Source organism: Uruburuella testudinis, assembly GCF_022870865.1.
Lineage (GTDB): Bacteria > Pseudomonadota > Gammaproteobacteria > Burkholderiales > Neisseriaceae > Neisseria > Neisseria testudinis.
This window is the reverse complement of record NZ_CP091508.1, coordinates 999,523-1,012,648: the sequence shown is the minus strand read 5'-3', so window position 1 is coordinate 1,012,648 and position 13,126 is coordinate 999,523. Positions and strand designations below refer to the sequence as shown.

The window sequence follows — 13,126 nt, the reverse complement described above, 5'->3', positions numbered from 1 at the left end:
GCTAAAAAATATAGAAGAAGAAATTTGTATGGGTAGGATAGCACTTATTTTTTAGGATAAGTAAGCATTTTAGAGAAATAAAATTACTATTTTGACTTAAGTCATGAAATAAAATGTAGTCTGAAAATCTGCTGGAAAATTTATTTCAACGGAGTAAAATGGAACTGAATATACGCTTTTAATAAAGCCAAGGCCGTCTGAAACCACAATGGCTTTCAGACGGCCTTATCTTATGCCCTTATGCCACTTTATGGCAACAACTTATTTGCATTCAATATATTATGCGGATCAAGCTGGGCTTTTACCGCCCGCATCAGGGCGATTTCCGCTTCGCTGCGCACACGCGGCAGCCATTGGTTTTTAACCTGCCCGATGCCGTGCTCGGCAGCAATCGTGCCGCCGCAAGCCAGCACATGCTCATACACCAGTGCATTAACCGCATCTTCATACTGATACACCTCATTACCAAGCACCTCCGGCAGAAAAGTGTTGTAATGTAAACTGCCGTCGCCCAAATGGCCGAACACCACAATTTGTATATCTGCAAACGCCGCCTGCAATGCCGGCGCACAGCGGTCGACAAACTCAGCCACCCGGGCAATCGGCACCGCAATATCATGCTTGATACTGGCGCCCAGCTGACGTTGTGAAGCCGAAATATTTTCACGCAACGTCCACAAATTCAGCCTTTCCGTTTCCGATTGCGCCAACACGGCATTTTCAAAACCGCACTCAAACAAAAACTCGGCCAGCAATTCACCCAAATCATCGCGGGCAACCGAATCGGTCAAATCAAGCAGCACATGCCATTCTGCCTCAACAGGCACGCTCAAACGGCTGAATGCTGATGACAGCGTTAAAGCAAAACGGCTCACCAGCTCAAAGCTGCACAAGCGCTCGGCAAACCGCCCCTGCATTAAGGTCAGCAACCTAACCGCCTGCTCGATGGTTTCCACCCCCACCCAAGCGGTTTCAGTGGTTTGCGGCTGCGCAAACAGCTTCAGTGTTGCCCCGGTAATAATGCCGAGCGTGCCCTCGCTGCCGATAAACAAATGGCGCAAATCATAACCGGTGGTATTTTTATGCAACGGCTGCAAATGCGACATCAACCCGCCATCGGGCAGCACCACTTCCAAACCCAATACCAAATCACGCATCGTGCCGTAGCGCAACACATTCAACCCGCCCGCATTACACGCAATATTACCGCCGATCTGGCATGAACCTTCACTGGCCAGGCTCAAGGGAAACAAACGTCCCGCGGCTGCGGCTGCCTGCTGCACATTTTGCAGCACTGCGCCGGCATCGACGGTTATCGCATTGTCCGCCAAATCAACGCTGCGGATACGGTTCAGCCGGCTTAGATTCAACAACACCCCGCCGTCAGGCACAGCTGCACCGCACAAACCGGTATTGCCGCCCTGCGGCGTAACCGCGATGCCGTGCTCAAAACAAAACCGCATCAGCGCCTGCACTTTTTCTACACTGTCGGGCTGTACCACCGCATCGGCCTTACCGGTATAACGGCGGCGCTGATCGATTAAAAACGGCTGCCCGTCTGCCACAATTTCGCTTTCCGACAAAAATGCCGCAAGCGCCTGCTTCAAATCCTGCCCTGTCATATTTTCCGTATGCTCCAGTTATTAAGCCTTCTAGGGTGTCCTGATGTGTTGTTTATGAGAGGATTTTTGTTCCTGAAAATGCAAATGCAAGGCAAAAAACGCAGCAAGATTGAACATCTTGTGAGGCTTTTTACACAGCAGATGCGTTTTCAGGAGCAAAATACATTCGTCAATCGAATGGTCAGGATACCTAAACCCATTCATAAACGTCAGCCAATAAGGCGGCGCACACATATGGGGCCGGTCGGCTTGGCGCATCATGCTTGAGCAAAGCCGGTCTCCTCGGAGCCCGAATGAGCCGATGCGGTTAGGTTATTTTGTCGAATGAATGGGCCGCAAATAAATTTCAAGCGCGAGGCTCAGTATAAAGCAAAAGCAGGATACGTTAACGTATCCTGCTTTTGTCACATATTCAGCAGAATATGATTATTTTGCAGCAGAAGCAGCTTCAGTAGCAGTTTCAACGGCAGAAGCAGCAGCAGTAGCAGCAGAAGCGGCTTCAGCAACAGCAGCAGAAGCATCTTTAGAACCTTCGGCTACAGCTTCTTGAGCATCAGCTTTGGCTTCAGAAGCAGCTTCAACGGCATCAGAAGCAGCAGCTTGAGCATCAGAAGCAGCTTCAACAACAGCTTCAGAAGCGGCAGAAGCAGCATCTTGGGCTTTCTCGGCGTTGTTACCGCAAGCGGCCAGGAACAGAGACATCAAAGCAGCAGCAAACAGTGATTTTTTCATTTTCAATACCTTCTCTTATTTGATCAAAACTAAGAATAATTAATTTGACCGCACCAAACAGCCCGGTCATATACCACAGAAATTCATAACTGAATCTGTCAGCAATTATGCCGCACGCCCTAAACCAATGCAACGAAACCTGTATACAGTTCAGCAAGAATATAACGCTTAGGCATGTGATTTGAATAATAAGTTCACGCTCAATTGCTGAAACGGATTGAAAAGCTGTTTGAATTTTTTATTTTATTCTAATATTTCAAAAATTTAAGAAATAAAATCACAATAAAAACATTTACCCGCCTCAACGGCCTGCCATTCAGCCTGCCAACCCAAAAGTTGCAAAAAAACAACATTTACTACCGTTGTCTTAAAAAATTCATATTATTTCTTTACCAATCTGCCGCCGCCGCACCATAAGTTTAGCCGCATTGCCATGCCGGCCTATGCTACAATAAACCACCATTTCCACAAATAAAGGACCTATTACATGGCCATTGCAAAAAATTCTGTCGTTACCCTTCACTATGAAATGTTTGATGCCAACGATCAGCTGATCGACAAAACCGAACAACCGATTGCTTATCTGCACGGCGGTTATGACGGTATTTTCCCGCTGGTAGAAGAAGCTTTGCACGGCAAAGAAGTGGGCGAAACGGTGGATGTGGTGCTGGCGCCCGATGATGCTTTCGGCGAGCAAGATCCTGAATTGGTGCGCATCGAAGATGTTAACGTGTTCCCGGTAGAAGTTGAAGCCGGCATGATGTTTGAAGCCGACGACCCCGAAACCGGCGATGTATTGGTGTACCGCGTAACCGATGTGGCCGACGGCAAAGCCGTAGTAGACGGCAACCACCCGTTAGCCGGCATGAAAATCCGCTTTAAAGCCACAGTTGACAGCGTGCGTGAAGCCAGCGCTGATGAAATTACCCACGGTCACGCCCACGGCCCGCACGGTCACCACCACTAAGATTCCTGATGCGTCGTTTATAAAGGGATTTTTGCTCCTGAAATTGCAGATACCCTGCAAAAAAATGCAGTAAGCTCGGATATTTTGCGAGGCTTTTTAACGCAGCAGATGCGTTTTCAGAAGCGGAAAGCACCCGTAAACGAATTGTCAGGATATCCTATAGTTCATTCGAAAAATCTATCTGATGGCATCGCCCTGCCCTTGCCGGTTGATTTTTTGAATCAGCATCAGGCTTCCAGCCTATCATCTCATCAAAAGGCCGTCTGAAACCAAAAGGCCGTCTGAAAACCAAAAGTTTCAGACGGCCTTCATCCATGATTTCATACCCATTCATCAAAGCAGGCCGGAAAGCAAGCCGGAGAAGCGGCAAGCAAACGACCATGCACACCATAGGGCGTAAGGCGAGAAAATCGGCGCAATCAGGTTATTTTCATGAATGGGTATATGCTGCAACCATTATGCCTTGATGCTGTCGCGGCTTTCCAATACCTGATCAATCAAACCGTAGGCTTGCGCCTCTTCGGCAGACATAAAATTATCGCGATCGGTATCACGTTGCAAATCGGCCAAATCGCGGTCGCAATGTTTGGCCAGCAAACGATTGAGCTTTTCTTTGATTTTCAACAATTCACGCGCATGGATTTCGATATCCGAGGCCTGGCCGCCCAAGCCGCCGCTGATGAGCGGCTGGTGGATCATGATGCGGCTGTTGGGCAGTGCGAAACGTTTGCCTTTGGTGCCCGCCGAAAGCAAAAACGCGCCCATACTGGCCGCCTGGCCGAGGCACAAGGTTGACACATCAGGCTTCACAAAATTCATGGTGTCGTAAATCGACATGCCGGCCGTTACCGAGCCACCCGGTGAGTTGATATAGAGGAAAATATCCTTATCGGGATTTTCACTTTCCAAAAACAATAATTGCGCCACCACCAAATTGGCTGTTTGATCGTTGACCGGCCCCACCAAGAAAATGATGCGCTCTTTCAGCAGGCGCGAATAAATATCAAACGCGCGCTCGCCACGGCCGCTTTGTTCAACCACGGTCGGCACTAAATAGTTGTTTTCGATTTCGGGAAACATATGCGCTCCTATCATAATAATGGTAAAAAAGCACCCAAGCGCAGCTTAAGGTGCTTTTGTTTTCAGACGGCCTCAACCGCCATTAAGCCTGTGCGCCCATCACTTCATCAAACGACAAAGCTTTTTCGCTGACTTTGGCTTTGCCCAGCACAAAATCTACCACATTGGCCTCAATTGCCAAAGAAGTCGGGCCTTGCAAACGTTGTTGGTCGGCAAAATACCACTCGATCACTTCTTGCGGATCTTCATAGCTTTCGGCAAATTCGCTAACCACCGCTTTGATTTGCTCTTCAGTCGGCTCCAGTTTGTTTTCTTCCACCAGTTTGGCCAGAATCAAGCCCAAAGCCACGCGGCGTTCGGCCTGTTCGTTAAACATATCGGCCGGCAGATCCAGATTGGCGGCATCAGCCATACCTTGGTTAACGAAATTTTGCTTCATTTCGGCAGCCAGGCGGGCGGCTTCATCGGCCACCAGAGCTTTGGGCAGCTGGATTTCGGTAGATTTCAGCAAAGCTTCCATCACCGCTTCTTTGGTTTGCTCCTGCGTGCGGCGGGATACTTCACGCGCCACATTTTTCTTCACTTCTTCGCGCATTTTGGCCACATCGCCGTCTTCAATGCCCAAAGCTTTGGCAAATTGCTCGTCTACTTCCGGCAATACGGCTTCGGATACGTTGTTTAATGTGATGGTGAACACAGCGGTTTTACCGGCCACGTCTTTACCGTGGTAATCTTCCGGGAAATTCACTTCCACATCTTTGCTTTCACCTTCTTTCAAGCCCAACACACCGGCTTCGAATTCAGGCAGCATTTGGCCGTTGCCCAATACGAAGGGGTAATTTTTAGAAGAGCCGCCTTCAAAAGGCACATCATCGATTTTGCCTTCAAAGTCGATAATCACACGGTCGCCGTTTTGCGCTTCGCGCTCAACGTGGTTGAAACGGGTACGCTGTTGGCGCAGGATATCGATGGTTTTGTCGATTTCGGCATCGCCCACTTCGGCGGTTACTTTTTCAATTTCCTGAGCGGCCAAATCGCCTACAGCCACTTCGGGGAATACTTCGAAAATCGCGGCCACTTTAAAAGCATCTTTATCATCTTGCTCTTCCACGCCTTCGAAACGCGGCATACCGGCCACTTTCAAATCTTCGCTGACAGCGACATCGTAGAAGGCTTTTTGAACCTGCTCGTTCATCACATCGTTTTGCACACCCGCGCCATACATAGACTCAACCATCTTCAGCGGCGCTTTGCCGGGGCGGAAGCCGTCGATTTTTACGCGGCGTTGGGTTTGTTGCAAACGCTTGTCGGTTTCCGCATTGATGGCCGCCCACGGCAGCGCCAACACAATTTTGCGTTCCAGATTTTCCAAAGTTTCTACAGTTACGCTCATTATAAGCCCTTAATTCTATTGGTGTTAACAATCCAAAACGGGCGGCATGCCCGCTTTTGCATTCATTTCCCGAAAAATGGGGATAAAAAATTAAACCGCAAGTGTATCACAACACGCCGATAAAATATATTTTTCAACATTCATACTCATTGATAAAAACAACCCGCTCCTGCCTTCATCCTGCCGCCTTATTGGCCGGCTTTTTTAAATCGGCTTCAGACGGCCTTTGCCCTCATTATGCGTGCGGTTTCATGCCAACAGCCGTCGGGGCGCAATTCCAGCCGCGCCACTTGGCCGTAAGCCACCTCATCCAGCGCATCTGATGTCAGCGCGTAAACAGGCGGCACGCGGGCGGGGGCGAGCAAGTGCAACGGCGGCAGCGGGTAATAGCGTGCATCAAGGCCGTCTGAACGCGGCCACGGTTGTGTGTGGTTGATATACAGGCCGTGCCAGCCGTAGCGGTTGAGCGGCTGTGCCTGCCATGTTGCTGCGGCTGCGGCAAACCCGATGCCACGCACCACTGAAACGCGCGTGATATTTTCGGGTTTGATGTCGGCGGCCTGTAAAGCGGTCTGCCCTTGCGGTGCGGCAGACCACGCCAATTGCTGTTGCAGTTTGGCGGCTTTATCGGTCAAACGGTCGCTGCGGTTCAAACCCACCATTTCAGACGGCCTCGCTTCAGCATCGCCGTAATATTTGCAAGTTAATTCAATGTGATACAGCCGCCCATTTAATCCGGCCACGAAATCGAGTGCGCCCAAGGTTTGGCCGTTATCGTCGCGCACGCTCAGATTGCGGGCATACAGCTGCGCATGCGGGGCAGTGTTCAGCCAAAAGGCCAACAGGCTTTCGGCATACAGCCCCAAACGGTGGCCGAACGGGGCTTCTTGCGCCAGATGCTGTTGCAGCGGTTCAGGATTGCTGTCGAGTGCCAGCAGGCAGCGGAAGCCTGCTTCGCCGAGCAATTCGCGCACCCCCAATTCGCAGCCGCTGTGCCACAACGGCGGTGCGGTCAAAATCGAGGCCAGATCGCGCACATTCGGGTCGGTCAGCCGCCACCACAGTGCATCAAGTGCATAATTCATTTCAGACGGCCTTATCTATTTGAGGTTGCGTTTCACAGTATTTAAAAAGCCGCGCAAGATATCAATATCTTCTGTTTGTGTGTTGGCGCGGGAAAACAAGCCTTGCATGCGCCGCATCAACCGCTCGCTGTTGCGGCGGTTGAAAAAGCCGATGTCGTCCATCACGCTTTCGAGATGGCCGACCAGGCCGCTGATTTGGGCGTGGGTGGCGGGGTTGCTTTCCTGTGTCAGGTGCGTCATCGGCATGCCGATCTGGCTGAACAATTCGTAACACACCACTTGCACCGCCTGCGAGAGGTTCAGCGAAAAATAATCGGGATTACCGTTGATGGTCATCAGGCGGTTGCAGTTTTGCACTTCTTCGATGCTCAGGCCGAAAGTTTCATTGCCGAACACCAGCGCCACCTGCTGCCCGGCCTGCGCGGCTTGCAGCAGCTCGGGCACCAGCTCGCGCGGGGTTTGCAGCGGCGAAGTCAGCTCGCGCTTGCGGCTGGTGAGTGCGCAATTGAGGGTGGTGTCGGCCAGCGCTTCATCCAGCGTGGCGGTGATGCGGGCGTTTTCCAGCACATCGGCGGCGCCCGAGGCCAACACAAAACTCTCTTGCGGCAATTCAAATGCTTGCGGATTGGCGCTGTCAAACGCGGGCGGCTCGGGCGTCATCGGTGTGGTAATCAATTGCGGCGCCACCAGTGTCAGGCGGGTAAGCCCCATGGTTTTCATAGCGCGCGCGGCCGAACCGATATTGGCCGGATGGCTGGTGCGGGCCAGAACGATATGGATATTGTCGAGATAAGCGGGTATGGCGGGAATATGATTCATCATGTTTTATTTTCGGAATGCGCGTATAATGCGGCCTATGTTTTCAGACGGCATCTTGAGCAATTAATGTGAAGAACAGGCCGTCTGAAATGCTCTTTAACATGAGAAACCGCCCTGCCCGCACTTCGCGGCGCTTTGATGCGCGGTTTCTGCCGTTTGACGTTTTGCTTGCCGAGCGGCAACCGATATTGTACCCGATTAGAAAGCCTGCCATGAATCCGATTTTAAACACCGCCTTCAAAGCCGCCCGCAAAGCCGGCGATATGATGATTCGCGCCTCCGCCAGCCTCGACACTGTCAAAATCGACAGCAAAGCGTTTAACGATTTCGTATCCGATGTCGACCGCCAATCGGAAGCCATCATTCTCGACACCCTCTTTTACAGCTATCCCGACCACCTTGTCCGCAGCGAAGAAGGCGGCTATTTCCGCGCCGACAAAACCCGCGAAGGCATTACTGTTCATCAAATATCCGCCCAAGATGTGCCCGCCGTGCCCGAATACGAATGGGTAATCGACCCGCTCGACGGCACCACCAACTATCTGCACGGCCACCCGCAATATGCAGTTTCGATGGCACTTTTACACAAAGGCAAATTGCAGGAAGCGCTGGTTTACGCCCCCGAACGCAACGATCTCTATATGGCTTCGCGCGGCAAAGGCGCCCTGCTCAACGACCGGCGCATCCGCGTATCCAACCGCATCGAGCTCAACCGCTGCCTGATCGGCACCGGCTTTCCGGTAGTCGATCAAAGCATGATGGATACTTACCTGGCGATTCTGAAAGACTTTCTTGCCAAAACTGCCGGCGGCCGCCGCGAAGGCGCCGCTGCGCTGGATTTGTGTGCCCTTGCCTGCGGCCGCCTCGACGGCTTTTTCGAATTCAACCTCAAGCCGTGGGATATTGCGGCAGGTGCGTTGCTGGTGCAGGAAGCCGGCGGCATCGTGACCGATATGCACGGCAATGAAAACTGGCTGGAAAGCGGCGATATCGTGGCCGCCAACCCGAAAGTGCTGGCGCAAATGCTGCAAATCATTGCCCCGCATGTGAAATAAGGCTTGATTAAAGCAAGGCCGTCTGAACGCAGATTTCCGTTCAGACGGCCTTTTTTAATGTGAATTCGAAATAAGAAAATTCTAAACAACGAGTAGCCGATTGATAGCAAGCTGCTGTTTTAATATAAATAAAAACCATAAGAAGACTTCATTCAATTCAAATCAATTGGCAGCAGAAAACCGATCAAAGTTAATTTATGCGCCCAGGCAGGCATCACAGCGCAGCACTTTGATACGGACCAGATAATCACCGGGCTGGCGGGTTGTCGGACATTAAGTTTTGTCCGGCAGCATTGAGTTGGTGTGGCCGCATTCGGTTGGTATTGCGGCATGCCGTTCCCGCCCCAACGAGAGAGGGTTAGGCTGGGGGCAACGCAGCAAAGGGATTTTGATGCCCGATATAAAAATAACCTGATTGCGGTGCCCCTTGCTCATATTAAAAGTATCCCATTATCAAGCTGATAGGCTGTACTTACACACCCTCTTGCGTTTATATCTCTTTATGATACATTGATTTGAGCTTTACCATACCTCACGGACTATCTTATCCCGAACGCACGTTTTCTATTTTCAGCCCGTTTATTTCAAACAACAATGAAATAATGTCTGTTCAGACGGCCTGTTGACGTGCGGCATACCCAGCCGCGACCAAATCCTTTACAATAAGTTTTCCGCATCTCTACGAAAGCAGCCCATGATTGCCGTTATCGGCGGCAGCGGTCTGACCCGTCTGCCCGAACTTAAAATCGTCCACCGCCAAATCGTGCGCACGCCCTACGGCCTGACCAGCAGCCCGCTGCTGATGGGCTGCATGGGCAGCCATGAGATTGCGTTCCTTGCCCGCCACGGCCTCAACCACACACTCTCGCCGCATGAAATCAACTATCGTGCCAATATTTGGGCACTGCAATCGGTGGGGGTAAAAAACATCGTGTCGATTTCTTCGGTAACCAGTGTCAATGAAGATTTTGAGCTCGGCTCGCTGGTGGTGCCGCACGACTTAATCGACTACACCTGGGGGCGCGACTGCACCTTTTTTGAAGGGCGGCCGCAACCGGTTGTTTACACCGATTTCTCGCCGCCCTACAACCGCGAGCTGCGCCTGCGCCTGTTGCAACACGCCGCCGCCCACGGCACTCAACTCAACCGCCGCGCCGTATACGGCTGCCTGCAAGGCCCGCGTATGCCCACGGTGGCCGAAGTGCGCCGCTACCGCAACGATGGTGTCGACATTGTCGGCATGACCGGTATGCCCGAAGCGGTGCTGGCCCGTGAGCTTGATATGGCCTATGTGCATTTGTGCGCGGTTATCGGCACGGCGGCCTGCAACGATAACGGCCACCATATGCAGTCGCCTGAATTCCGCAGCCGTCAGGCAGAAATATCGATTGAAAAAATCCGCCGCCTGCTGGTGGATTTGTAAGGCCGTCTGAAACCCAAGGAGCCCTCATGAACCCACTTGCCACCGTTACCATCGGCCTGATTTCTACCAGCGACCGCGCCAGCAGCGGCGTTTATCAGGATGAAGGCATTCCGGCGCTGAAACACTGGTTACAGGCCGCCGTGAATAATCCCATTAATTTTGCTGAAGCGCTGATTCCCGACGAGCAAGCGCAAATTGAAGCGGCGCTCTGCCGCATGGCCGACACTGATGGTTGCGACCTCATTTTTACCACCGGCGGCACCGGCCCCGCTCTGCGCGATGTCACCCCCGAAGCCACCTTGGCGGTGGTCGACAAAGAAATGCCCGGCTTCGGCGAACAAATGCGCCAAATCAGCCTGTATTACGTGCCCACCGCCATTTTATCGCGCCAAACCGCCGGCATTCGCGGCCGATGCCTTATCGTCAATCTGCCCGGCCGCCCGAAAGCCATCGCCGAAACATTGGGCGGCGTGTACGACGGCAACGGTGAAATCAAGGTACACGGCCTGTTCAGCGCCATTCCTTATTGTGTCGATTTAATCGGCGGTGCATTTATTGAAACCGATGAAGCGGTGTGCAAAGCCTTTCGCCCGAAGCAAAAGTAGGCTGTTTGCATTTCATCTGCCAATCATATCCGCGCATAACAACAACCTGATAATCGGCTTGAGGCCGTCTGAAAACTCATTCGCAAAAGTAACCTAACTGGGTTGGCTTACTTTTGTCAATAAGCTTTCAGACGGCCTTTGCTCATGATGCGCCAAACTGCCGGCGCCAGGCACTCGGCGTCACTTTAAAGCGTTCGCGAAAATGTTTGCGCAACGATACCGCATGGCTGAAGCCTGCCATTTCGGCAATTTTTTCTACCGGCAGCGAAGTGGCTTCCAGCAATTCGCAACTGCGCCGCAGCCGCTCCTGCAACAGCCATTCACCCACCGACAGGCCGGTGGCTTTCTGAAAGTGGCGGGTAAAGGTGCGGCGGCTCATCGCTGCCCGCCCGGCCAAGTCATCCAGCGAATGCGGCTGATGCAGATGTGTGCGCAAAAAATCCAGCAAACGGTTGATGTGTGCGTTTTGAGTGGATTGCGGCAACGGTTGTTCGATAAATTGCGCCTGCCCGCCCTCACGATGCGGCGGCACCACCATGCGGCGGGCGATTTTATTGGCGGTTTGCACACCGTAAAATTCGCGCACGATATACAGGCAGCAATCCAGCGATGCCGCCGTGCCCGCCGAAGTAATCACGCGGCCGTCGTGGATATACAGCGCATTATTGTCCAGCGCCACATTTGGAAAGCGCGCACTGAAATCGGCTTCGGCCTCCCAATGTGTTGCGGCGCGGCGGCCGTCGAGCAAACCGGCATGTGCCAATACATAAGTACCCAAACACAAACCCACCATATATGCCCCGCGCCGGTATGCAGCCTGCAAAGCCGCCAGCAGCTCGGGGGAAGGCGCTTCATCCACATCCGGCCAGCCCGGCACAATCACGATATCCGCCGCCGCCAACAACGCCAGAGTGCCATCGGCAAGAATCTGCATACCGTGGCCGCGGCAATGCAAATCGCCATCGGGGTTGGGCGACACGGTTTTCAAATCAAACAAATGCTGCTCGGGCAAAATATCATGACCGAAAATAATCTGCGGCACCGAAAAATGAAACAGGCTGAAATCGGGATAAGCAATCAGGGCAACCAGCGGCAGAGCCATGGTTCGACACTCCAAATATAATAGCCCTTCACAAAAGTAAGCAGATAATGCGGGGGGCCGAAAACAATGCAGTTTTGACCGCTTCAGCGCTTTAGCAAAGCCGACCCTCTTCGAGCTCAAACAAGCCAACACCGTTAGGTTACTTTTCTGAATGGGTATGTAAGATTCAAAACCGTAGTTTAACCCAATGGCCCGATAGTTTCTATAATTGACCTTCAGGCCGATTTTATATCAGCCGTGAATAGCGCATAATACACAGCATCAACCACACAACCGGAAATCATCCATGAAAAACTTTGTATTCCGCAGTGCCACCGCCCTGCTGCTGGCCGCCGGCCTTGCTGCCTGCAACACCCCCGCCGCTTCCACGCCCACTGCCGCCCAAGGCGTAGAAATCCAGCAGATTCGCAACGCCACGCTGAAAATCGATTACAACGGCAAAACCTTCCTGATCGACCCGATGCTGGCGAAAAAAGGCGCCTATCCCGGCTTTCCCGGCACCTACCGCAGCGAGTTGCGTAATCCGCTGATTGAATTGCCGATGCCGGCAGAAGAGGTCATGAAAGCCGATGCCGTGATTGTAACCCACACCCATCTCGACCATTGGGACGATGCCGCGCAAAGCCTGCTGCCGAAAAACATGCCGATTTTTGCGCAACATGAAGCCGATGCCCAACTGATCCGCAGCCAAGGTTTCACCAATGTGCGGGTATATGGCGACAATACCGAATTCGGCGGCGTGCGCATCAGCCGCACCGGCGGCCAACACGGCACCGATGCCATGTATCAGGTTAAGCCGCTGGCCGATTTGCTCGGCGAAGCTTCCGGCATTGTGTTCCAAGCCCCGGGGCACAAAACCGTTTATTTGGTTGGCGACACCATTTGGCGCCCTGAAGTTGATGCTGCGCTGGCAACATTCAAGCCCGATGTGATTATTCTGAATACCGGTTATGCCAAGGTTGACGGCTTTGACAATGATTCCATTATTATGGGCAAAGACGATGTGGCCCGCGCTTACCGCGCCGCCCCCGATGCCGTAATCATCACCACCCATATGGATGCGGTTAACCACGCAGCCCTTTCCCGTGCCCAACTGCGCGATTATGTAAAAGAAAAAGGCTTGCAAAACCGTGTCTTAGTGCCCGCCGACGGTCAAAGCTACCGCTTCTGAGTCTCTAACAAACACCACCGCCCTGCTTTAATGCAGGGCGTTTTTATGGCCGTCTGAAAATTCCGAAAACCC

The 13,126-nt window shown here is 52.3% G+C and carries 13 protein-coding genes; 6 read left to right on the top strand and 7 right to left on the bottom strand.

Features of this window, described 5'->3' with window-relative positions; translation table 11 throughout:
* Positions 1 to 248: 248 nt before the first annotated feature.
* A complete protein-coding gene (locus LVJ83_RS04565; RefSeq protein WP_244786753.1) occupies positions 249 to 1,622 on the bottom strand; it encodes an FAD-binding oxidoreductase in 1,374 nt (457 codons plus the stop codon).
* 54 nt (positions 1,623 to 1,676) lie between these two features.
* Between LVJ83_RS04565 and LVJ83_RS04560 the strand changes: the two genes are divergently transcribed.
* A complete protein-coding gene (locus LVJ83_RS04560) occupies positions 1,677 to 1,889 on the top strand; it encodes a hypothetical protein (protein ID WP_244786751.1) in 213 nt (70 codons plus the stop codon).
* A 159-nt stretch (positions 1,890 to 2,048) separates the two neighbouring features.
* On the opposite strand, the gene LVJ83_RS04555 is transcribed toward LVJ83_RS04560, so the two are convergent.
* The gene (locus tag LVJ83_RS04555; RefSeq protein ID WP_244787650.1) at positions 2,049 to 2,354 is read right to left on the bottom strand and encodes a hypothetical protein; all 306 of its coding nucleotides are present in this window, start codon (positions 2,352 to 2,354) and stop codon (positions 2,049 to 2,051) included.
* Positions 2,355 to 2,841: 487 nt separating this feature from the next.
* On the opposite strand from LVJ83_RS04555, the gene LVJ83_RS04550 reads away from it, so the two are divergent.
* Positions 2,842 to 3,321 carry an FKBP-type peptidyl-prolyl cis-trans isomerase gene (locus LVJ83_RS04550; protein ID WP_244786749.1) on the top strand — a complete coding sequence of 160 codons (480 nt, stop codon included), beginning with the start codon at positions 2,842 to 2,844 and terminating at the stop codon, positions 3,319 to 3,321.
* Between the two features lie 456 nt (positions 3,322 to 3,777).
* Here LVJ83_RS04550 and clpP read toward each other — a convergent pair whose 3' ends face one another.
* From clpP to LVJ83_RS04530, 4 genes are all read right to left on the bottom strand, one after another.
* Positions 3,778 to 4,401: an ATP-dependent Clp endopeptidase proteolytic subunit ClpP gene (gene clpP / locus LVJ83_RS04545; protein WP_244786747.1), complete on the bottom strand. Its 624-nt coding sequence runs from the start codon at positions 4,399 to 4,401 to the stop codon at positions 3,778 to 3,780.
* 82 nt (positions 4,402 to 4,483) lie between these two features.
* Complete coding sequence (gene tig / locus LVJ83_RS04540) at positions 4,484 to 5,794, bottom strand: trigger factor (RefSeq protein WP_244786745.1); 1,311 nt, start codon at positions 5,792 to 5,794, stop codon at positions 4,484 to 4,486.
* 215 nt (positions 5,795 to 6,009) lie between these two features.
* On the bottom strand, positions 6,010 to 6,879 hold the full coding sequence (locus LVJ83_RS04535; RefSeq protein ID WP_244786743.1) for a DUF1853 family protein: 870 nt from the start codon (positions 6,877 to 6,879) through the stop codon (positions 6,010 to 6,012).
* Between the two features lie 15 nt (positions 6,880 to 6,894).
* The gene (locus LVJ83_RS04530; RefSeq protein ID WP_425316026.1) at positions 6,895 to 7,698 is read right to left on the bottom strand and encodes an RNA methyltransferase; all 804 of its coding nucleotides are present in this window, start codon (positions 7,696 to 7,698) and stop codon (positions 6,895 to 6,897) included.
* A 212-nt stretch (positions 7,699 to 7,910) separates the two neighbouring features.
* Here LVJ83_RS04530 and LVJ83_RS04525 point away from each other — a divergent pair, with 212 nt between their 5' ends.
* The 3 genes from LVJ83_RS04525 to mog all read left to right on the top strand — a co-directional run bounded on the left by LVJ83_RS04525 (position 7,911) and on the right by mog (position 10,781).
* Positions 7,911 to 8,753 carry an inositol monophosphatase family protein gene (locus tag LVJ83_RS04525; protein WP_244786739.1) on the top strand — a complete coding sequence of 281 codons (843 nt, stop codon included), beginning with the start codon at positions 7,911 to 7,913 and terminating at the stop codon, positions 8,751 to 8,753.
* A 694-nt stretch (positions 8,754 to 9,447) separates the two neighbouring features.
* Positions 9,448 to 10,176: an S-methyl-5'-thioinosine phosphorylase gene (locus LVJ83_RS04520; protein WP_244786737.1), complete on the top strand. Its 729-nt coding sequence runs from the start codon at positions 9,448 to 9,450 to the stop codon at positions 10,174 to 10,176.
* Positions 10,177 to 10,202: 26 nt separating this feature from the next.
* Positions 10,203 to 10,781 (top strand): molybdopterin adenylyltransferase, encoded by a 579-nt coding sequence (gene mog, locus LVJ83_RS04515; RefSeq protein ID WP_244786735.1) that lies wholly within the window; start codon positions 10,203 to 10,205, stop codon positions 10,779 to 10,781.
* 142 nt (positions 10,782 to 10,923) lie between these two features.
* On the opposite strand, the gene LVJ83_RS04510 is transcribed toward mog, so the two are convergent.
* Complete coding sequence (locus tag LVJ83_RS04510; protein ID WP_244786733.1) at positions 10,924 to 11,883, bottom strand: GlxA family transcriptional regulator; 960 nt, start codon at positions 11,881 to 11,883, stop codon at positions 10,924 to 10,926.
* A 286-nt stretch (positions 11,884 to 12,169) separates the two neighbouring features.
* On the opposite strand from LVJ83_RS04510, the gene LVJ83_RS04505 reads away from it, so the two are divergent.
* A complete protein-coding gene (locus LVJ83_RS04505) occupies positions 12,170 to 13,054 on the top strand; it encodes an MBL fold metallo-hydrolase (protein WP_244786731.1) in 885 nt (294 codons plus the stop codon).
* The last annotated feature ends 72 nt before the right edge of the window (positions 13,055 to 13,126 follow it).